Origin of the sequence: Paractinoplanes bogorensis (assembly GCF_018829635.1) — a bacterium.
Lineage (GTDB): Bacteria > Actinomycetota > Actinomycetes > Mycobacteriales > Micromonosporaceae > Actinoplanes > Actinoplanes bogorensis.
Map to the genome: position 1 here is coordinate 106,915 of NZ_JAHKKG010000018.1, position 20,363 is coordinate 127,277.

Consider the following 20,363-nt stretch of genomic DNA (forward strand, 5'->3'; position numbering starts at 1 on the left):
GATGACCGTCAACTACGAGCCCAAGTTCCGGCACGTCGACTGGGTGGACAACGTCGACCGGGTGCGGGCGGCCGGCGACAACGGCTTCAACGACCGCTTCCACTCCCTGGAGAACGAGTTCGACCTGATCGCCGGGGTCGTCGACGACGTCGGTAAGGAGCTCGACCGCCTGGGCCGCGCGCCCACGGCGCAGGAGGTGAACACCACGCTGGCCCCGACGCTCACCACCCTCGGCGACCGCTGGGACCACGTCCTCGGTGGCGCCGTCAAACCGCCGGGAGCCACCCAGGCCAGCGGGTTCATGGCGGTCCAGCTCCCGCAGGGCGTCACGATCCTGCGGCTGGCGATCTTCGGCCGCAAGGACAGCGGCAACCTGGAGGTCGGGCTGCGCCGGCAGAGCATCGCGGCCGGCGCCACGACCGAGCTCATCGTCTCGATCAGCGCCCCCAACGGCTCTTTTACCGGCCCGCCCAAGGGCGCGCCTCCCGGTGCCATCTCCCGGGTCGACAACGACCAGTTCCGCTACTACCTGACCGCCGAACTGGACACCGCGCCCGGTAACGCGGTCGTCCGGCTCGACGCCTTCCAGATCACCCACATCGCGTCCTGAAGGAGTACTCCCATGCCCAAGGTGCCCGGAGATCTCTACATCAAGTACGACGCCGCCGACCTCGGCACCGCCGAGATCCCGGCCGGGGCCGCCTTCTGGGCCTCGCCGTCCATCTGGCTGTCCGACGTCGACGGCAACACCCTCACCCGGGCCACCACCGGTAAGGACACGGTGATCAACGTCCAGGTCGACAGCGTCGACGCCGACTCGCGTACGGGCGTCAAGGTCCAGGTGTGGGTCTCTGACTTCACCCAGGGTGGCGTCGGGCCGCAGACGGGACTGGCCAGCGGAGGCGGCGCGGCCGGGCGGATCACGACGATCCAGGGGATCGTGTCGAAGGCATCGCCCGGCGTGGCCCACGTGACATGGCAGCCGACCGCCGCCGACCTGATCAACTCGCCCAACCCGGACGAGGGCCACATCTGTGTCGGCGCCAACGCCTTCGTCGAGAACACGCCGCCGCCCGACGGCGCCCGCGTGACCGGCGGGGTCCTCAACGTCATCGAAGACCGGCATCACGGCTGGAAGAACATCACCGTCGTCAGGTCGGCCAACAAGGTCGGTACCTTCATCACATTCCGGATGGGCGACCCGGGCACCGAGAACGGCGAGTTCGAGGTGACCGCCGAGGACATCGGCGCGTTCGGGCCGCTCGAGGCCGAGACCCTGCTGGCCCAGGGCTTCGTCGACCTCGTCGACGGCGCCGAGGTTCGCCCGATCCCGGCCGCCTGTCTGCGCGAGCCGCGCGAGCGCACCCGCCTGGCTCAGGGCGGCACGCTCGTGCTCACCGGCATGCCGGAGACCACCCCGCTGCGGCCGGCCGAGCGGCGGGCGAAGTTCACGCTGGTCACCGCCGAGGGCCGCGACCAGACACTGTGCATGAAGGCGGTGCCCGGCGCCGAGGTGCCGGTCATCTTCGCCCTGGAGGGCAACGGGGAACCGGGCGAGGTGCACGTCATCGATGTCGTCCAGCGCACCACCGATGGTCTCGTTCTCGGCGGCGCTCGGGTGATCGCCGTCAACGTTCCGGAGTGGCACTGCTGCTGAAAGGAGGAACCTCGCCCGGTGTGACGGGTCCATGACAACGCACCCTCCGCAAATCCCCGACGATGGCCTTCGGAACGTCGAGGGTTCGTTCGTTGCGGAGGGCGGTGGGTCATGTGCGGGTGACCGACGAGAGGTTGCCGCCGATACGGGACGGCGCCGCCACCATGCGCGTCCGGGTGCTGCACGGATTCGAGTTCAGCGAGCGGGGGAGCGTGCTCGCGCTGCCGGCCAACGTCGAGCGCGTCATCGCCCTGCTCGCCGTGCGCGAGCGCCCGCAGCATCGCAACACGGTCGCCGCCACGCTGTGGTCCGACACCACTGTCGACCGGGCCGCGGCCAGTCTCCGTACCGCTCTCTGGCAGAGCCGCCGGATCGTCGGTGGGTGCCTCGCCGGGGCGGGGGCCTATCTGACCGTCGCGGCAGTCGTCGACGTGGACGTGCGGCGTGTCGGCCGGCAGATCCAGCGCCTGTTCGACGCCGGGACGACGCTCGACGACGCGGACTGCAACCCGCGCGACCTGGCCGGCGACCTGCTGCCCGAGTGGGACGAGGAGTGGCTGGTCTTCGAGCGGGAACGGCTGCGGCAGCTGCGCATCCACGCCCTGGAGGCGCTGTGCCGCAAGCTGTCCGCGGCCGGCCGGTCCGGCGAGGCGATCGACGCCGGGCTCGCCGCGGTGGGAGCCGAGCCGCTGCGGGAGAGCGCCCAGCGCGCCCTCATCCAGGCCCACCTCGACGAGGGCAATGTCAGTGAGGCCCGCCGTCAGTACCACGCCTATCGGGAGCTGCTGCTGGACTCGCTCGAGATCGAACCCTCGGACGGGTTGCGTTCTCTCGTCCTGGGCGGCGTCGCGCGCCCCCACGCAAGCTGACAGTGGTTACTAAGGTGGAGGCCGCCGGTTTGAGCGTTGCGAAGGACAGCCATGGCCACCCGCCTCGAAGAGTTGCACGGGCATCAGTACTCGATGCAGCGCATCGTCAGCGCCCTGACCCACCACGATCCCGACCCGGGTGGTCGGCGGGGGCCTCGGCATCTGACGTTGACGCTGGTCAGTGCGATGATCGCGGCCCTGCTGCTGGTGGGTGTGCTGGTCTATGGCGTGATCACCGGGCGGGGTACGCCCACGCAGCTGCGCGGCACCACCAGCGTGCTCATCGAGAAGGAGACCGGCGCCCAGTTCGTTTATGTGAAGAGTGACGACCGGCTGCATCCGGTGCTCAACTTCGCCTCCGGACTGCTGCTGGCCGAAGGGTCGGGTGGGCAGGCCACCACCGTACGGCGGGATCGGTTGGCTGATCTGCGCCGGGACGAGAAGGTGCAGCTCGGGGCCACCCTCGGGATTCCGGATGCGCCCAACTCGCTTCCGCAGAGCCGGGAGCTGATCCGGGAGCCGTGGGCGGTCTGTGTGCAAGGAGTCGGCACGGCCGCGTCCAGCACCGATGTCCTGATCGGAACGGGGGCGGTGGGCGGCGGCCGGGCGCTGGCGGTGGCCTCGGCCGATGCGGCCGGTGAGGCGCTGCTCGTACGGGTGCCGGATCAGCAGAACACCTTCCTCGTCTTCGGGAACCGTAAGTTGCGGCTGGCCAACTCGGCGGTGGCGCTGGCGGCGTTCGGGTGGGCGGGGCGGCAGGCCCAGACAGTGACGGCGGCCTGGCTCAACTCGCTGCCGCAGGGGCCCGACGTGAGCACGCCGCGGATTCCGGGGCTGGGCGAGCAGTCCCGGGTGGTCGAGGCGCCGGTGGGGCGTCTGCTGCGAGCGCCGGGGCCCAACGGTGACCAGTGGGCGGTCGTACGGCGTGATGACGTTCAGCCGTTGACCGAGGTGCAGGCGCGGCTGCTGCAGGCGGATCCGGCGGCCGACGTCGGGTCGCCGGTGACCATCAACACCAGCGATTTCGCCCGGCTTCCGCTCGACTCGGGGCCGTTGCCGGCCGGGGCCGATCAGCTGCCCAAGACGGTGCCGACGCTGGCCGCGATCTCCGGTACGGCGTGTGCCCAGTTCCCCGACGCGGCGACCACCCCGAAGATCGTGGTCGACCCGACGGCCATCGCTCCGGCGGCCGCGGCCGCGAAGACCGGCACGCCGGTCAACTCCCGGGCGGCGGCGGCCGACCGGGTGAGTGTCCCGTTCGGTAAGGGCGTGCTGGTTCGTTCGGTGCCGTCGGGGAGCGCTCCGGCCGGCTCGGGAACGTTCTCGATCGTCACCGACAACGGCGTCCGTCATGCGATCGGCGACACCGACGCGCTGACCCGGCTCGGGTACGGGCAGGCCACCCCGCAGAACATGCTCTCGGAGATCGTCAGCCTCCTGCCCGAAGGACCGGCCCTGAGCATCGAGGCGGCGAAGGCCGTGGCCGGATAGACACGCGTGGTTACCCTGTGCGTGGCCGTCGACACGGGAGGGGAGCCATGCCGTACGACATCGATGCCGCCGAGGACTGGCTGGACGACTGGACGGCGAGCGTCAGCGCGCAGGCGGAACGGGCCGCGGAGCTGTCGCGGCGGGTGGCGGCGCTCACCGGGACGGCCGAGAGCCGGGACGGGTCGATCAAGGTCACGGTCGGTTCGTCGGGACAGGTCGAGTCGCTCGAGCTGACCGGCCAGCCCGAACTGGCCCGCCGCGTCATGGACGTGATGCGCGACGCCCAAGCACAACTGGCCGGGCGCGTGGCCGGGCAGGTCGAGCAGACGGTCGGGTCCGACACCGAGACCGGGCGGGCCGTGATCCATTCGTTCGAGTCACGCTTCCCGGAGCGTACGGGCGATCCGGAGCCGGACGATGGCCGCTGACCAGGTCCAGTTCCCGGCCTACCAGGTCGAACGGCATGCGGGCAGCGTGGAGCGGGCGGCCGACGCCATGGAGACGGCCCGGGGCGCGGTGCATGAGGTCGCGATGGACTCCGAGGCGTACGGGAAACTCTGTCAGTTCCTGCCTGGGATCTTGAGCCCGGTCTTCGAGCTGGGGCTGGACGCACTGAACACGACGGTGGACGTGCTCGGCGAGTCGGCGGCGAAGCTGCGCGCCACCGCGGCCGACATGTCGGCGACGGACATCTCCAGCGGTCACCGGATCACCCGGGCGGGTGACGGCAACCGCCCGGCGATCGAGTTGCCGCTGTGACGAATCCCCTGGTCGCCGCGGAGCAGAGTTCCACCACCTGGTACACGGGCCTGGGTCTGGTCGAGAGTGCGGCCCAGGTGTCGAGCGGCATCCAGAACAACAGCTGGGTGGACGGGACCCTGGGCGGGGTCGGCGGCAGCCTCGACATCCTCGGGCTGGCCATCGACCCGCTCGGATCGCTGGTGTCGTGGGGCGTGTCGTGGCTGATGGAACACGTCCGGCCGCTCAAGGAGGCGCTGGACTGGCTGGCCGGCAACCCCGACGCGATCGCCGCGCACGCGACCACCTGGCAGAACGTCGCGAAGTTCACGGCCGACGCCCAGGCGCAGTATCTGGACGCGATCAAGCGGGAGATCGCCGACTGGCTGGGCGCCTCGGGGGACGCGTACCGGCAGCATGCGGGCGCCGCGGCCCAGGTGATGCAGGGGATCTCGTCGGCCGCGGGTGGCATCTCGTACGCCGTGGAAGGCGCGGGGCTGCTGGTCGGGCTGGTGCGGGGGATCGTACGGGATCTGATCGCGCAGTTCGTCGGCACGCTCGCGGCCCGCCTGCCGCAATGGCTCGCCGAGGCCGGGCTGACCCTCGGCATCGCCACACCGGTGGTGATCGGGCAGGTGGCGGCGCTGGTCGCCAAGTGGGTCGACAAGATCCAGACGTTCATCCGGGGGCTGCTCAACAGCCTGCGCAAGCTGCTGCCCAAGGTGAACTCGCTCGGCGAGATCCTGACCGGGCTCAAGGAGGAGCTGGCTCGGCTGCTCAGCAAGATCACCGGTGGGGGCTCCCGTACGCCCGGGCCCGGGCGTGGATGGCGCGACGGGGATCCGCCGCCACCGCCGCGTACGGGAAACGATCTGCCCGCCGATGCACACCTGGGCGATCGGTATCGCGGGGAGAACGATCCGGACAACCCCAACCGAGCCTTCGCGCCGCGCACCGTGCACTACATGGACGAGGCGGAACGGGAGGCGCATCGGCTGTTCGTGGACGGCGACGGCAATCTGCGCAGTGCGGCCGACGGCAGCCTGTACGACACGTCGACCGGCTCGACGCACTGGTCCGGGGAGGGCCGCGCGATCTTCGTGATGGACGGCAGCGGTAACCTCTATGCCACGCTCGATCAGGCTCCGGGCCACATCCACCACTCGTCGCTGCTGGGCGGCGAATCGGTGGTCGGCGCGGGCGAGATCGAGGTGCGCGACGGCCGGCTGGTGGCGATGACCGATCAGAGCGGGCACTACCATCCGAAGGCCTCGCAGAACGACATCGCACTACAGAGCCTGCGGGATCAGGGGCTGAGCACCGATCCCGGCTTCGCACAGTACGGATGGGGCGGCGAAAGACGATGACGATGGATCCGGACGAGACCCGCGGCGTCATGAACCAGCTGCTCTATCCGATCGACGGCGCCCCCGACCTGAGCGACGCCACGGCCGCACGCATGGTCGACAACCTGATCGACGGACGCCTGTTCGCGTCCCCGGTGGCGTCGTTCGCCGAAGCGATCGACTCGACGGTGCGGGCGGGAAGTCTGCATCCCGAGGCGGCGGAGATGAGCCGGCGGTTCTCGTCGGCCGAGTTGCTGGATTTCGTCCGGCGGGTCGGGTCGTTGCTCGAGGAGCGGCGACCGTGGCCGCCGCCGAAGTTCACCAAGCTCGACGTCTCGGCGTGGTCCTCGTTCGGCCAGGCGCCGGTGATCGCCCAGGTGAATCGGCCGACGTTGCAGCTGACCGGGGCCGTCGGGTTCTCCTTCGACCAGGTGCCGGCGGGGGAGGGCAAGCTGCCGGTGCTGGTTCTGCGGCTGCGGACGGGGGAGGAGGTCGCGCTGATGGGGTCGGTCGATCCTCGATCTTCGACATTCGCGCTGCTGTACGGCGGCACCAGCGCTCCGGCCGATGTCATCGCCAGTTTTCTCGAGCTGAGCCGGCTCCGCCCGGCCGACATCACCACGATGTAGCACTTCGGGCGGCGATCGGGTCAGCGGCCACGATCGATCGACCCCTAGGCTGCGGCCCATGACCGATAGAAGACAGGCGATGCGTAGCCTGACCGCCGCCGCAGCGGCGGTCGTCCTGCTGTTACTCAGCTTCGGCGTGGCCGCGCCGGCTCAGGCGGCCGGACGCATGTTCAAGCACAACAACGGCCTCTGCGTACGGGACACCATCGAGATCATCAATATCAAGCCCTGCGAAGCCGCGCCCGTGACCGCCCGGAACTGGTCGTTCGTGGGCCGGGGAACATTGAACGGGCACGCCCTCTACATGTTCAAGAATGTCCAGACGAGTGCGTGCATGGCCTCGGTCGGAGACACGTTCGGGCCGCTGGGCTTCAGGTGTCTCAATGCCGACGACGCCGAGATCTGGGAGGTCTTCACCGTCGGCTCCGGAACCTCCCAGCGGCAGGTCCTGAAGAGCTACGGGGCCTTCAAGCTGGGCAAGCACATGTGCCTGGAATACACCCCGCCCTACACGGTCATGGCCAACCTCGGGCTCTCCCCGTGCAACTTGAACAGCACGAACCAGAAGTTCCGCCTGTTCTGACGTCCGGCGGATCGATCGCCGATAAGTCGTTGCCGCCGTCCGAACGGCTGATCGACGATGCGCGGAGCTGAACGCAGGGTGATGCGGTGACGTACGAACCCCCACCGTGGGAGCAGCCCACAGCCGCGTATCCGCAGACCGCCGACAAGAAGAAGTCGCCGCTCAAGGTGGTGCTGGTCGCCGTTCTCGGGGTTCTGGTGCTGTGCGTCGGCGGGACTGTGGTCGCCGGGGTGGCGGGGGCTTTCGACGATTCGGGCAAGAAGACCGCGGCGACGGGGTCCGATGTGGTGAAGGCGGCACCGGCGCTGGGCGCTACCTCTGCTCCACCGGCCCGCACGACGCCGCCGGCAGCGTCGCCGTCCGCTTCGCCGTCCGCTTCGCCGTCGCCGAAGCCGTCGGTTTCACCGTCGCCGAAGCCGACCGTGAAGCCGACCGTCCGGCCGACGACGAAGAAGCCGACGGCTCGGCCCACCACGACCAAGCCGAAACCGCGGCCGACCACGAAAGCGCCGAGCGGGAAGGTCGTCACGCCGGGCGCGTTCTGCTCGCCGGAAGGCGCGACCGGCGTGTCGAAGACGGGCAAGGTCTACCGGTGCATCAAGAAGGCCGGCGAGGACCGAGCGCGCTGGCGCCGGCCCTGACGGGAGGCAGGTAACAGCAGAACCCCTTTCCGGCGCCGCGACGTGCCTAGGGTCGAGGCGTGTTGATCGGAGCTTCGGCCCTGTTCTGGGGCTTTCAGTTCGCCTTCCTCAACCCGGCGTTGGCGCTGCTGCTGGCCACGACGTTCGACGCGAGCGCCGGGGAGATCGGGTGGGCGCTGGCGATCTACAACACGGGCGGTTTTGCGGCGTCTCTTGTCATTCCCGCGTACGCCGATCGGCTCCACGACTATGTACGGCCGATGCTGGTCTGTGGGTTGCTCACGTTCGCGCTGGCCGGGGTGCTGGCGGTGACCACATCGCTGCCACTGGCGGTGCTCGGGCTGGTGCTGCTGGGCGGACCGGCCGGGGTCGGCAGTTCGCTGTTGTTCGCGCACCTCAAGCACACCGGGGCCGGGCCGGGAGACGTGGTGCGTACGCGGGCATTGGTGTCGTTCGCCTGGGTCGCCGGGCCGCCATTGGCCGCTCTGTTGATCGGCGGGTTCGGGCCGCGGGCGGTTCTGGCGGCGATCGCGGTGGTGGCGTTGTTCAACATCGGTACGACCGCGCTCATGCGGCATGCAGCGGTCGTTGCCGAGGGTGACCGGGCCGCGGAGGTGGCACCAGTTCGGCGGGGGCAGGTCGCGGTGGTGGTCGTGGTGTTCATCGCTTTGCAGGCGACCAACAGTGCGACCGTGTCGGTGATGAGCCTGTACGTGACCGGGCGGCTCGGGCTCGATGTGGTGTGGGCGGGCATCGCGCTCGGCGTGGCGGCGGGGCTGGAGATTCCGGCGCTGCTGCTGATCGGGCGGCTGACCGGTCGCGTGCCGGGGCGGGTGCTGCTGGTGTCGGGGTGTGTGGCGGGGATCGTCTACTACGTCGCGATGGCGTTCGCCGGGGGAGTGGTGTGGCTGCTCGGACTGCAACTGCTCAACGCCTGGTTCTTCGCGACCGTGGCCGGGGTCGGGCTGACGCTGTTCCAGCAGATCATTCCGAGGCCGGGGCTGGCCGCCGGCCTCTACACGAACACACGCCGCCTCGGTGCCATCGCGGCCGGCCCCCTGATCGGCCTCGGTTCGGCGACCCGGCTGGGTTACGGGGCGGTGTTCGCGGCCAGTGCGGTCGTCACCGTCGTCGCCCTGGCCGGGCTGCGTGCCGGGGTTGCGGAGGCGGGGATGAGGAACGAGGACAGCAGCTGACCGGAACAGTTGCCCCGGCTCACGCCCCTGGTGGAAGCGGGCGTGAGCAGTCTGCACTGACTACTTTCCGGTCGGGTAGGGGCGGGCCGCCGCGGTGGCCAGGGCCATGAAGGCGGGCAGGTTGAGGTTCCAGAACGTCGACATGCAGGAGTACTGCGGGAAGAAGCCGCCGCAGGAGGACCCGCTCGGGCCGACCTCGATGGTGTAGCCGGGGACGCCCAGCGTGCCGTAGATCCAGTCGTCGGTGGCCCCGGGGGCGAAGTAGTTCAGGCCGCCGTCGCCGTGGACCACGTCGTATTTGTTGGCCTTGGCCATGGCGTTGGCGATCGTCCTGAGGTCGGCGTTGTTGGGCGCGAGGTTGTTGGTCCACCCGTACGGGAAAATGTTGAGCTCGGAATAGCTGTGCAGCGTGAGGAACGTGCCGGTGGTGCCCGTGGTCGCGGGGGAGAAGTCAGCGGCCGGCTTGGTGTCGCGGTAGATGCTGCTCAGGAAGCTCTGGATGCCGCGGGTCTCGGGTTCGCTGGCCGCGCTCGCACCAGGGTAGGTCTCGGAGCATCTGGTGCCCTGGTTGACGTCCCAGTGGTAGCTCGAGTTGCGATTGAGGTCGACGCCCTTGCCGGTGCCGGAGCATCCGTTGGTGTGGGCGTTCTTGCGCTGCGAGATCGGCCGGGTCGAGTTGGACGAGACGATGTCGACGCCGTCGGGGTTGGCGATCGGGATGACCCACAGTTCGGTGGTGTCCATCAGCGTGGTCACGGCGGCGACCTTGCCGTAGTTGTTCACCAGATAGTCGATCCACATGTAGGCGAGTTCGCCGGTGGCGAGTTCCCGGGCGTGCATCTGGGCCATCAGGGTGAACTTCGGCTTCGTGCCGGTGGTGGTCGTCGCGCAGTCACCGGCTCTGATCTTCGTGATGCACAGGGCCTGGATGTCGTGGCCGCCGGTGCCCTGGGTCTTCAGCCACGACTGGCCGATCGTGCGCAGGACCGCGGTGTCCGGGTGGGCGGCGACCACCGCCTGGTTGTGCGCCTCGTGTCCGGCCGTGGTGTGGTAGCCGCCGTAGTAGGTGTTGGCGGCGGCCAGCCACGTCGTCGCCACCGGCTGGTGCAGCGGGCCGGCGTAGCGCACCGACAGCCCGCGGGCCCGCAGGCGCTGCGCCTCGGCCGCGGTGGCCAGGATCGGCACCGCCCGGGTCAGCGGGCCTTCCAGCACGTCGTAGCCGCGTCGGGTGAGGTCGGCGGCCAGGCCGGCCGTGGTCGTGAAGGTCGACGTCGACGTGACGTCGTAGTAGGCCGGCTCGGGCGCGGCCGCCGTGGCCCGGCCGGGCGGGGCCACGAGCAGGGCGAGCAGGGTGGCCGTTCCGGCGGCGAGAAACCTGCGGAAGCTGAGCATCGGCACCTCGGGAAGCAATGGCCGGCGTCACCGTGCGCCGGGCCGCTACTCATGCACGATCATCGATGTCAGGGTGATCGTCAACATGCCGACGAGGTCATACCTCCAGGTGGGCCAGCGAGTGGATCAGGCGGTCGGTGATGTCGGCCGGCCACGGGAACTCGGACAGCACGCTGCGCTGGTGGGCCAGCCCGTGCAGGCCCAGCCACAGGGCGATGGCGTCGGCGTACGGGTCGGTGCTGGTGGACCGGCCGGACCGGACGCAGGCGTCGATGGCCTCGACGAAGACGGTGAGCGCGTCGCGGCCGAGCGCGGTGGCCTCCTCGGCCGGCAACGATCCGGCGTGGACGGCGGGAGCCGCGTCGTAGACGCCGCCGAACATGAGCCGGTATCGGTGCGGGCGGGCCGCGGCGAAGGCCAGGTAGGCGTCGCACACCGCGGGCAGGCTCGGTGCGGCGGCGCGGAGCTGGGCGGTGAGCTCGGCGAAGGCATCTCGGACCAGGGCGAGCAGGATCGCGTCGCGGTCGGGGAAGTGCGGATAGATCGAGGGCGCCGAGATGCCGGCCCGGCGGGCCACCGCGCGCAGCGTCACCGCCTGGCCGTCGCCGGTCTCGTCGAGCACGGCGGTGGCGGCGGCCAGGATGTCGTCGCGCAGGCGGGCGCCCTCGCCGCGCCGGTTGCGGGTGCGTGCGCCGGTGGTCTCCATGCCGGTGACCCTACGCAGGGACCACGACGACCTTGCCGGGAACCGTGCGTGCTTCGGCGAGTGTCATCGCCTCTCCGATGTCGGTCAGCGGTACACGGGCGGCGACCTGGGCGGTGATCCGGCCCGCGGCGAGCAGATCGAGCACGGCGGTGAGGTCTTCCCGCGTACGGGAACGGAAGCTCTCGATGTCTTTCTTGCCCGACCAGAGGTCGTAGAAGGATGCCTGCTTGCCGTTGGGCAGTGCGTTCCAGATCGCGAGGCGGGCCAGCGTGACCAGGAACGCCGGCACCATCGGGCCGCTCTGGTGGGCGGCGATGGAGTAGCAGACCACGCTTCCGCCGCGAGCGGTCAGGTGCCAGGCGCGGCGCAGATGGTCGCCGCCCAGGTTGTCGAAGGCGGCGTCGACCCCGCCGGGGGCCAGCTCGCGGATGCGGTCGGCGAGCGCGGGGTCGGCGTGGTCGAGCGGGATGACGCCGAGCGCGCGCAGGGCGTCGTGGTGACGGGGGTTGGCCGTGCCGATGACCCGGATGTCGTCGAGCCGGGCGAGCTGGGCCAGGGTGGTGCCGACCCCGCCGTTGGCCCCGTGCACCAGGATCGTCGCGCCGGGCCGGACCCGGGCCCGGCGGTGCAGCATCTGCCAGGCGGTGACGCCGTTGACGACCACGGTCTCGGCGTCGCCCGGGTCGAGCCCGGCCGGGACGGGCACCAGGTCGCCCGCGGCGAGCAGGACGTGGGTGGCCCAGCCGCCGGTCTTCGTGATGGCCGCGACGCGCCGGCCGACCAGGGCCGGGTCGGCGCCGGGTCCGACGCTCGCGACGGTGCCGACCACGTCGTAGCCCGGGACGAACGGGAACTTCGGCTGCCCGGGGTAGCGGCCCCGGCGCATCGCCTGCTCGGCGAACGACACGCCGCTCGCCTCGACGGCGACCAGGGCCTGGCCCGGACCGGGTGGGGGCAGCTCCCGGGTACGCAGTTCCAAACCGCTCGGCTCGACGACTCCCGGCAGGACGACTTCGGTGGTCTCGCTTATGTTCACAGGCGTAAGGTTACGGCCGTTAACCTACCAACGCAAGCGGGAAAGTCACCCCGGTGAGTTCCTCGGAGACGGCCCACAGCCGCTGCTGGACGGCCACCTCGTAGGACGCGGGGCTGGACGTGACCAGGCGGGGATGGCCCTTGATCTCGTTGCGTCCGCCCGGGCCGTAGTACTGCCCGCCCAACGCCGCGGGGTCGGTGGCGGCGCGCAGGGTGGGCAGCGCGCCCATGGCCGGCGTCTGGGTGATCAGCGGGGCCAGCCAGGTGATCGGGAGACGCAGGGCGGCCGGGGTGTTGCGGGCCAGTTCAGTGCTGGAGACGCCGGGATGCGCGGCCAGGGCCGCCGTGGTGCCGTGAGTGGACAGGCGACGCTGGAGTTCGTACGTGAACATCAGGTTGGCCAATTTGGACTGGCCGTAGGCGCCGACCCGGCTGTACGAGTGCTCCCACTGCAGGTCGTCGAAGTGGATGTCGGCCCGGATGCGGTGGCCGGTGCTGCTGACCGTCACCACGCGGGAGCCGGGCACCGGCAGCATCCGGTCCAGCAGTAGGCCGGTGAGCGCGAAGTGGCCCAGGTGGTTGGTGCCGAACTGCATCTCGAAGCCGTCGTGGGTGGTCTGCTTCGGGTTGTACATCACGCCGGCGTTGTTGATCAGCAGGTCGATGTGGTCGAGCCGGTCGTGCAGCGCCGCGGCGGCGGTCCGGACCGAGTCGAGCGAGGTCAGGTCGAGGGCCTGGACGGTCACGTCTCCGCTCATCCGGGCGGCGGCCTGCTTGCCCTTGGCGACGTCGCGGACGCCGAGCACCACCGACGCTCCGCGCTCGGCCAGCGCCTTGGCCGTCTCGAATCCCAGGCCGGTGTTGGCCCCGGTCACCACGGCGACCCGTCCCTGCTGGCCGGGGATGTTCGCCGTCGTCCACTTGTCGCTCATGTCAGCTCCCTGCTCGATTAAGTACCGGAGGTATCTTGTAGCGACGACGTTAACGTACCGGCGGTATTTACGCTAGGGTGGTGAGCGTGACATTCCAGCGGGCACGCACCGAGGAGCAGCGGGAGATCCGCCGGCAGGCGATCCTCGACATGGCATCGGCGATGCTCGACGAGATGCCGGTGGCCGCGGTCACGCTGAACGAACTGAGCCGCCGGGTCGGGCTGGCCAAGCCGAACGTGCTGCGCTACTTCGAGTCGCGCGAGGCGGTGCTGCTCGAACTGCTCGACCAGTTCCTGGGGGAGTGGCTGACCGAACTGGCCGCCGATTTCGCCGCCGGCGTCGACGCGAAGGGGCCGATGGCCGAGCGGGCGACGGCGGTGGCCGAGATCCTCAGCCGTTCGCTGGCCGATCGGATGGTGCTGTGCGACCTGTTCGGCGCGCAGGGCGGCGTGCTCGAGCACAACGTCTCGGTCGAGGTCGTCGCCCGCTACAAGCGCGCCTCCCTCGGCCGCCTGGCCGACATGGCCGCGCTGCTCGAGAAGCACCTGCCCGAGATCGGGGCGAACGCCGCCCTCTTCGGCCTGCACACCCTGGCCATGGCCGGTGCGCTGTCGGCCTACAGCACGCCCCCGCCCAGCCTGCGGGCGGCGTACGAGGCCGAGCCCGAGCTGGCCCGCTTCCACATGCCGCTGGAGGACGGGCTGCGGCTGGCTCTGACCGCCACCCTGCTGGGGGTGCTACCCCGTTAGGGCCTGGGCCGCCGAGGTGTCGGTGATGAGCCGGTGCAGCAGCCCCGCCTTGATGGCGGCGGCGATCGCCGTGGCCTTGCCGGCGCCGCCCGCGATGGCCATGACGTCGGGGATGGCGCGCAGCTGGTCGGTCGTGATGGCGATGCTGAGGTCGGCCACGGTGGTGCCGCCGACCGGTTCGCCCGCCGCGTTCAGGACCGTCGAGCAGATGTCGGCCACCGCGCCCTCGGCGTCGAGCCGGGCGGCCAGAGCCGGCGGGAGCGCGGCGCGGACCGACGAACCGTGCGGGCGCCAACTGCCGACCCCGACGATCGCGCAGGTGATGCTCGGGAACGCGGCCACCGTCGAGGCGACGTAGTCGGCCGAGCGCAACGACGCGGCGATCTGCGGCGAGTCGACGATCATCGGGGCGTGCAGCCCGAGGACCGGGCCGCCGGTGCTCTCGCCCAGCCGTTTCAGCAGCTCGAGCGAGGTCACCTGCAGGTCGGCGGCCGGGATGCTGCCGACCATCTGCACCACCGCGGCCCGGGGGAGGCGCGGGAGCACGTCGGTGAGCGCGTGCAGGGTCTGGCCCCACGAGACACCGAGCACGTCGTCGTCCGAGAGGCGCTGGGCCAGCACGGCGGCACACACCCGGGCCAACTGGCGGCGGTCGGCGGCCCGGACGACGATCGCCTGCCGCAGCCCGTAACGCGCGGCCAACCGCTCGGACAACTCCAGGTCGATCTCGGGCGGCACGTCGATCTCGATCCGGACGATGCCGTCGCGGAGAGCCTGGTCGAGCAGCCGGGCCACCTTGAACCGGGAGATGCCCAGTTCGTCGCCGATCTGCTTCTTCGTGCGCCCGTCCAGATAGAACCGCCGGGCGGCCAGACCGGCGACCAGGTGCTCCATCCCCGGTTGACGGGCTTCACGAGTGGAGGGACCATGAGGGCTCATCCGAGCAGCATAGCGCTCATATGAGCGCGGACTGGGGGAGACCGTGACTCGCTCCGCTCTGGTTACCGGCGCCGCGGGCGGGATCGGCCGGGCCATCGCCGTACGCCTGGCCGCCGACGGGCTGGCCGTCTCGGTGGCCGATCTGCCGTCCGCACGGGATGCCCTCGATCGGCTGGCCGAGGAACTGAACGGTCTGCCCCTCGAGCTGGACGTCACCGACGCGGCCGCGGTCGACGCCGCCGTGCAGCAGCACGTCGACCGGTTCGGCGGACTGGACGTGATGGTCGCCAACGCCGGCATCGCCGTCACCGCCCCGCTGGTCGACACGACCGCGGCCCAGTGGCAGCGCGTCATGGACGTCAACGTCGCCGGGGTCTTCCACTGCTACCAGGCGGCGGCCCGGCAGATGATCGCCCAGGGCCGCGGCGGCCGGTTGATCGGTGCCGCCTCGGTGGCCGCCCATCGCGCCGGCAAGTGGCAGGGCGCGTACTCGGCGTCCAAGTTCGCCGTACGCGGACTCAGCCAGGCCGCCGCGCAAGAGCTCGGCGAGCACGGCATCACCGTGAACGTCTACAGCCCGGGCGTCGTGCACACGCCGATGTGGGACGCCATCGACGACGCGGTCACGGCCCGCCGCGGCACCGCCCCCGGCTCCGAACTGGCCGGCTGGGTCGACAAGATTCCGCTCGGCCGCCTCGAGACCCCGGACGACGTGGCCGGAGTCGTCTCGTTCCTGGCCTCGCCCGACGCCGGCTACGTCACCGGCCAGTCGATCGTCGTCGACGGCGGCGTCTGGTTCTCCTGACTTTTTTCGAAAGGATTTCCGTGCACCTTTATCTCGACACCGCCGACCGGGCCGCCGCCGAGGATCTGCTGGCCACCGGCCTCTTCGCCGGCGTCACGACCAACCCGACCATCCTGCAGCGGGCCGTCGTCGGTGTGGCCGACATCCCGGACATCTATCGGTGGGCCACCGCCGCCGGCGCCCGCGAGGTCTTCTTCCAGGCCTGGGGCGAGGACACGGCGACCCTGGTCAAGCGCGGACAGGAACTGCGCGACCTGGGTGACCGGGTCGTGGTCAAGCTGGTGGCCTCCCGTGCCGGTTCCGCGGCCTGCGCCCAACTTGCGGCCGACGGGGTGCCGACGCTGCTCACCGCGGTCTACGACCCGGCGCAGGCGGTGGTGGCGGCGGCCGCGGGTGCGACCTATATCGCGCCGTATCTGCGCCGGCTCAACGCGGCCGGTCGCGACGGGATCGGCGAGATCGTCGCCATGCGGGAGCTGCTGGCGGCCACCGGGAGCGCGACCCGGATCCTGCTGGCCAGCATCCCCGACACCGCGGCCATCGTGACTCTGGCCCGGCGCGGCGTCGACTGTTTCACGATGGCGCCGGCGATCGCCGAGCAGTTCTTCGCCGACGAGCTGACCGCCGAGGCGGTCCAGACTTTCGAGCAGGCAGTGACGGCAACTTCCTAAACCCGTTTCCCCGTACGCCGTCACGCGCGGCCCGCAAGTTGCTCGTTGCCGGTCGTGTGCGGCTCGCAAGTTGTTCGTTGCTGGTCGTGTGCGGCTCGCAAGTTGTTCGTTGCTGGTCGTGTGCGGCTCGCAAGTTGTTCGTTGCTGGTCGTGTGCGGCTCGCAAGTTGTTCGTTGCTGGTCGTGTGCGGCTCGCAAGCTGCTCGTTGCTCGTTGCTCGTTACGTGCGGCCCGCAAGTTGCTCGTTGTTCGTTGCGTTCGGCCCGCGAGTTGCTCGTTGTTCGTCGCGTGCGGACCGCAAGCTGCTCGTTGTTCGTCGCGTGTGGCTCACGGGCTGCTCGTTGCTCATTGCGCGCAGCTCACAAGCTGCTCGTTGTTCGTCGCTGTCAACGGCGGCTGAAATCTGACCCCCTGGCGACGGATGAAAACTGACCCCCTCGCCGGGTTGGTTAGTCGTTGGTTTTGCCGGCCGCGGGGACGCGGCCGAGGTCGCGGTCTTTGAGCCGGTAGCTGTCGCCCTTCATCGAGATGACTTCGGCGTGGTGGACGAGCCGGTCGATCATGGCTGCGGCGACGACGTCGTCGCCGAAGACCTCGCCCCAGCGGCCGAATGGTTTGTTGCTGGTGACGATCAGCGAGGCGCGTTCGTAGCGGGCCGAGACGAGCTGGAAGAACAGGTTCGCCGCTTCGGGTTCGAACGGGATGTAGCCGACCTCGTCGATGATCAGGAGCGGGACTCGGCCGAGTTTGACCAGCTCGTCCTGTAGTCGTCCGGCGTTGTGGGCGTCGGCCAGGCGGGCCACCCATTGCGCTGCGGTGGCGAACGCGACCCGGTGCCCGGCCTGGCAGGCCCGGATCCCCAGCCCGATGGACAGGTGTGTTTTGCCGGTCCCGGGTGGGCCGAGGAAGACCACGTTCTCGCGGCCGGTGACGAAGTCCAGGGTTCCCAGATGCGCGATCTGGTCGCGTTTCAACGACCGCTGATGCTCGTAGTCGAACTCTTCCAAACTCTTGCGGGCCGGGAACCGGGCGGCCCGGATGCGGCCTTCACCGCCGTGGGATTCGCGGGCGGCGACTTCGCGTTGCAGGCAGGCGGCCAGGAACTCTTCGTGGGTCCAGGACTCGGCCCGGGCCCGTTCGGCCAGCCGTTCGACGGACGCGGCCAAAGATGGTGCCTTCAACGCCCGGGTCAGAAACGCGATCTCCGAGGCGACGTTGCGGCTGCCGGTGGTCTTGGCGGTCATCAGGCCACCTCGCTGTCGAGACCGAACATGCGGTCGTAATCGGCCAGGTCCCGCGCTTCGACCTCGGTGCGGACCGGAGTCTTGACGGCGAGGCGGTGCGCGGCCCGCAGCAGAGTCGCGGCGTCGCGGTGCATCGGGTCGGTGATGCTTTGATGCGCCGCCCAGCAACGGCTGTGGGCGGCGACGGGACGGCCGTCGCAGACGACTTCGACCTGGTCGGTGTCCGCGCGGATCTCGACGCGCCGGCCGACCGCGGACGGGTGCACCGAGTAGTCGTTGGCGTCGACGCGGACGTAGTGATCGCGGGGCAGGCGGGTGGTCAGCCGCCAGCCGACCACCGGCTCGACCGGCGGCAGGCCGACCATCGCCTGCCGGTCCGCGTCGATCCGGTCGGCCGGACGGGCCTGCAAGGTGCGGTGGATCCGGTTGTTCGCCAGGATCAGCCACTGCTCGAGCTGGGCGTTGAAGTCCTGCGGCGAGGTGAACCGGCGGCCAGGCAGAAACGACGTCTCCAGATAGCCGTTGGCCCGCTCGACCAGGCCTTTGGCTTCCGGATCAGCCGGCCGGCACTGGATCACCCGGATACCGAGGCTGCCGCGGAACGCGTTCATCGTCTCGGTCAGCTGCGGCCGCCCGGCCCGCCACTGCCCGACCGCGGCTTCGTTGTCCCAGACCAGCGCTCGCGGCGCCGCCCGCAGCTTCGACAACAGCTGCCAGTGACCGTCGAGCAGATCCGGGGCCTGCCGGGTCGGGATCATCGTCGCGGACAACCAGCGCGAGTAGCCGCAGACCATCACCAGCACCGGCGGCCGGCCCTGCTGGCCGAATCCCAACGGAACATCAGCCGGTGGGAACCACAGATCGCACTGCGCGAGCTCGCCCGGCAGATACTCGGTGCGCTGCGCCGGGTCCGGCGGCACAAACAACGGCCGCAGCTCCCGCACCCGGTCTTTGAGCACCGTTAACGACCGGTCCCAGCCGATCCGCTCCGCGATCACTGTTGCCGGCATCGACGGCGTCTGGGCCAGCAACAACCGGATCTGCGGCTCGACCGCATCCACGATCGAACCCTTCGCCGCACGGCGATACGACGGCGGCTGCGCCGCCGCCAACGCCTTACGCACCGTGTTCTTCGAGATCCTGAGCCTCCTGGCGATCACCTTGATCGGCACGCCCTCTGCCCAGTGAAGCCGACGGATCTCCGCCCAGTCCTCCACGTTCAACACCTCCTGATCTTCAGGAGGGGGTCAATATTCGGACGTCGCTAGGGGGTCAGTTTTCACGCGTCGCTTACAGTCGCGTGCGGACCGCAAGTTGCTCGTTGTTCGTCGCGTGTGGCTCACGGGCTGCTCGTTGTTCGTTGTGTGCGGCCCGCGAGTTGCTCGTTGTTCGTTGTGTGCGGCCGGCAAGTTGCTCGTTGTTCGTCGCGTGTGGCTCACGGGCTGCTCGTTGTTCGTTGCGTGCGGACCGCGAGTTGCTCGTTGTTCGTCGCATGCGGACCGCAAGCTGCTCGTTGCTCGATGCTCGTTGCGTGCGGCCGGCAAGTTGCTCGTTGCGTGCGGACCGCAAGCTGCTCGTTGCTCGTTGCGTGCGGGCGACAGGCTGCTCGTTACTCGTCGCGGCGGAAGCGGGCGGCGAAGCGGGCCGTGAACAGGTCGGCGCCCTTGCGTTTGTGGACCGTCTCCACGCTCGCGGCGGCGGGACCGTCGGGGGTCGGGAGCTGGCCGACGCCCGCGTGTGGGCCTAAGGGCAACAGGATTCGCCGTACGGGCGTGGGGGTGTGGACCGCCTCAGGAGCGGCGCCGGCGATCTGGGCGCGGATGTTCGCGGCCACGATCAGGGCGTGTTCCATGGCGTAGGAAGCCATCTTGGGGTCGGGCAGGTCGGTGACGTCGCCGAGGGCGTAGACGTGGTCGTAGCCGCGGACGTTCAGGTGCTCGGTCACCGGGATCGTGGCCTGGTCGGTGAGCGGGGTGAGGCGTCCGTCGTACAGGAAACCGGTGTTGATTTGGACGCCGAACGCCCGGAACCAGATGTCGGCGGTGAGCTGCTCGCCCTGGTCGGTGGTGACCGTGAACGGGGAGACGTCCGCGGGCGGCAGCGCGGTCAGGCCGGTGCCGAGCCGGAGTTCGATGCCGCGTTCGGCCAGTTGGCGGTGCAGGCTGTTGCGCACTTCGGGCAGGAAGCCGGGGAGCAGTTGTCCGGAGCGGTCGATGACGGTCACGCCCTTGTCCGGCCAGGCGGCCGTGATCTCGCCGGCTAGTTCCAGGCCGACCGGGCCGGCGCCGGCAATCAGCACACGGCCGGCGGCGGACAACTTCTTGTGTGTCGCGCGCAGGTCGTCCAGTTGCTGAGCGATCGTGGTCGAATCGGGGCGCGGTTTGGCGGGGTAGGGGTAGCCGGAACCGGTGGCCAGCACCAGAAAATCGGCCCGGAGCTGGGTGCCGGACGCGAGTGTGACACCGGCCGGGTCGACGGAGACTGCGCGGTCACGGAGGAAACGGCCACGAGCGAGCAGTTTCCCGTACGGGAAGAAGGCATGAGAAGCCCACTCCGGACGGGTCAATGCGCGCAGTGACGCGGCGGCGTTGACGAAACCCTCGCGCGGGTCGATGAGGACGACGTCGGCGTGTGCGTCCAGTTCCTTGGCGGCCAGCGTGCCGCCGTAGCCGCCGCCGACGATCACCACGGTGGGATCCATGTGTGCCTCCCGGGCAGAGTTGACGTGACAACTCTAGCTC

General features: G+C 70.1%; 22 protein-coding genes. 14 read left to right on the top strand and 8 right to left on the bottom strand.

Features of this window, described 5'->3' with window-relative positions:
* The first annotated feature begins 1 nt into the window (after position 1).
* From KOI35_RS42640 to KOI35_RS42690, 11 genes are all read left to right on the top strand, one after another.
* Positions 2-610, top strand: a complete 609-nt coding sequence (locus tag KOI35_RS42640) for a hypothetical protein (RefSeq protein ID WP_215795445.1) — start codon at positions 2-4, stop codon at positions 608-610.
* A 12-nt stretch (positions 611-622) separates the two neighbouring features.
* A complete protein-coding gene (locus KOI35_RS42645; protein WP_215795446.1) occupies positions 623-1,657 on the top strand; it encodes a hypothetical protein in 1,035 nt (344 codons plus the stop codon).
* A 119-nt stretch (positions 1,658-1,776) separates the two neighbouring features.
* Positions 1,777-2,526, top strand: coding sequence for an AfsR/SARP family transcriptional regulator (locus KOI35_RS42650; protein WP_215795447.1), 750 nt, complete (start codon positions 1,777-1,779; stop codon positions 2,524-2,526).
* A 51-nt stretch (positions 2,527-2,577) separates the two neighbouring features.
* Positions 2,578-4,017 carry a type VII secretion protein EccB gene (gene eccB, locus KOI35_RS42655; RefSeq protein WP_215795448.1) on the top strand — a complete coding sequence of 480 codons (1,440 nt, stop codon included), beginning with the start codon at positions 2,578-2,580 and terminating at the stop codon, positions 4,015-4,017.
* Positions 4,018-4,064: 47 nt separating this feature from the next.
* Complete coding sequence (locus tag KOI35_RS42660; protein ID WP_215795449.1) at positions 4,065-4,445, top strand: YbaB/EbfC family nucleoid-associated protein; 381 nt, start codon at positions 4,065-4,067, stop codon at positions 4,443-4,445.
* Complete coding sequence (locus tag KOI35_RS42665) at positions 4,435-4,776, top strand: hypothetical protein (protein ID WP_215795450.1); 342 nt, start codon at positions 4,435-4,437, stop codon at positions 4,774-4,776. Before KOI35_RS42660 ends, KOI35_RS42665 begins: the two co-directional genes overlap by 11 nt.
* Positions 4,773-6,122, top strand: coding sequence for an IQM protein middle domain-containing protein (locus KOI35_RS42670; RefSeq protein WP_215795451.1), 1,350 nt, complete (start codon positions 4,773-4,775; stop codon positions 6,120-6,122). Before KOI35_RS42665 ends, KOI35_RS42670 begins: the two co-directional genes overlap by 4 nt.
* Positions 6,119-6,730, top strand: coding sequence for a hypothetical protein (locus tag KOI35_RS42675; protein ID WP_215795452.1), 612 nt, complete (start codon positions 6,119-6,121; stop codon positions 6,728-6,730). The genes KOI35_RS42670 and KOI35_RS42675 overlap by 4 nt, the downstream gene beginning before the upstream one ends.
* Positions 6,731-6,788: 58 nt before the next feature.
* On the top strand, positions 6,789-7,313 hold the full coding sequence (locus tag KOI35_RS42680) for a DNA-directed RNA polymerase subunit beta family protein (RefSeq protein WP_215795453.1): 525 nt from the start codon (positions 6,789-6,791) through the stop codon (positions 7,311-7,313).
* A gap of 86 nt (positions 7,314-7,399) precedes the next feature.
* Complete coding sequence (locus KOI35_RS42685; protein ID WP_215795454.1) at positions 7,400-7,954, top strand: hypothetical protein; 555 nt, start codon at positions 7,400-7,402, stop codon at positions 7,952-7,954.
* A 59-nt stretch (positions 7,955-8,013) separates the two neighbouring features.
* Positions 8,014-9,150, top strand: a complete 1,137-nt coding sequence (locus tag KOI35_RS42690; protein ID WP_215795455.1) for an MFS transporter — start codon at positions 8,014-8,016, stop codon at positions 9,148-9,150.
* A 60-nt stretch (positions 9,151-9,210) separates the two neighbouring features.
* On the opposite strand, the gene KOI35_RS42695 is transcribed toward KOI35_RS42690, so the two are convergent.
* From KOI35_RS42695 to KOI35_RS42710, 4 genes are all read right to left on the bottom strand, one after another.
* A complete protein-coding gene (locus KOI35_RS42695; RefSeq protein WP_246614712.1) occupies positions 9,211-10,542 on the bottom strand; it encodes a M14 family zinc carboxypeptidase in 1,332 nt (443 codons plus the stop codon).
* A 97-nt stretch (positions 10,543-10,639) separates the two neighbouring features.
* The gene (locus KOI35_RS42700; RefSeq protein ID WP_215795457.1) at positions 10,640-11,248 is read right to left on the bottom strand and encodes a TetR/AcrR family transcriptional regulator; all 609 of its coding nucleotides are present in this window, start codon (positions 11,246-11,248) and stop codon (positions 10,640-10,642) included.
* A gap of 10 nt (positions 11,249-11,258) precedes the next feature.
* Positions 11,259-12,284 carry a medium chain dehydrogenase/reductase family protein gene (locus KOI35_RS42705; protein WP_215795458.1) on the bottom strand — a complete coding sequence of 342 codons (1,026 nt, stop codon included), beginning with the start codon at positions 12,282-12,284 and terminating at the stop codon, positions 11,259-11,261.
* A gap of 19 nt (positions 12,285-12,303) precedes the next feature.
* Positions 12,304-13,215 carry an SDR family NAD(P)-dependent oxidoreductase gene (locus tag KOI35_RS42710; RefSeq protein WP_215795459.1) on the bottom strand — a complete coding sequence of 304 codons (912 nt, stop codon included), beginning with the start codon at positions 13,213-13,215 and terminating at the stop codon, positions 12,304-12,306.
* A gap of 80 nt (positions 13,216-13,295) precedes the next feature.
* On the opposite strand from KOI35_RS42710, the gene KOI35_RS42715 reads away from it, so the two are divergent.
* Positions 13,296-13,964, top strand: a complete 669-nt coding sequence (locus KOI35_RS42715) for a TetR/AcrR family transcriptional regulator (protein WP_308121406.1) — start codon at positions 13,296-13,298, stop codon at positions 13,962-13,964.
* Here KOI35_RS42715 and KOI35_RS42720 read toward each other — a convergent pair.
* Positions 13,953-14,858: a sugar-binding transcriptional regulator gene (locus tag KOI35_RS42720; RefSeq protein WP_215795460.1), complete on the bottom strand. Its 906-nt coding sequence runs from the start codon at positions 14,856-14,858 to the stop codon at positions 13,953-13,955. The two genes, KOI35_RS42715 and KOI35_RS42720, sit on opposite strands and share 12 nt — an antisense overlap.
* A gap of 88 nt (positions 14,859-14,946) precedes the next feature.
* Between KOI35_RS42720 and KOI35_RS42725 the strand changes: the two genes are divergently transcribed.
* Positions 14,947-15,708, top strand: a complete 762-nt coding sequence (locus KOI35_RS42725; RefSeq protein WP_215795461.1) for an SDR family oxidoreductase — start codon at positions 14,947-14,949, stop codon at positions 15,706-15,708.
* A gap of 20 nt (positions 15,709-15,728) precedes the next feature.
* On the top strand, positions 15,729-16,379 hold the full coding sequence (locus tag KOI35_RS42730; protein ID WP_215795462.1) for a transaldolase family protein: 651 nt from the start codon (positions 15,729-15,731) through the stop codon (positions 16,377-16,379).
* A gap of 448 nt (positions 16,380-16,827) precedes the next feature.
* On the opposite strand, the gene istB is transcribed toward KOI35_RS42730, so the two are convergent.
* The 3 genes from istB to KOI35_RS42745 all read right to left on the bottom strand — a co-directional run bounded on the left by istB (position 16,828) and on the right by KOI35_RS42745 (position 20,323).
* Positions 16,828-17,622 carry an IS21-like element helper ATPase IstB gene (gene istB / locus KOI35_RS42735; protein WP_215795463.1) on the bottom strand — a complete coding sequence of 265 codons (795 nt, stop codon included), beginning with the start codon at positions 17,620-17,622 and terminating at the stop codon, positions 16,828-16,830.
* Complete coding sequence (istA, locus tag KOI35_RS42740) at positions 17,622-18,848, bottom strand: IS21 family transposase (protein ID WP_215795464.1); 1,227 nt, start codon at positions 18,846-18,848, stop codon at positions 17,622-17,624. The genes istB and istA overlap by 1 nt, the downstream gene beginning before the upstream one ends.
* A 383-nt stretch (positions 18,849-19,231) precedes the next feature.
* Complete coding sequence (locus KOI35_RS42745) at positions 19,232-20,323, bottom strand: NAD(P)/FAD-dependent oxidoreductase (protein WP_215795465.1); 1,092 nt, start codon at positions 20,321-20,323, stop codon at positions 19,232-19,234.
* Between the last annotated feature and the right edge of the window lie 40 nt (positions 20,324-20,363).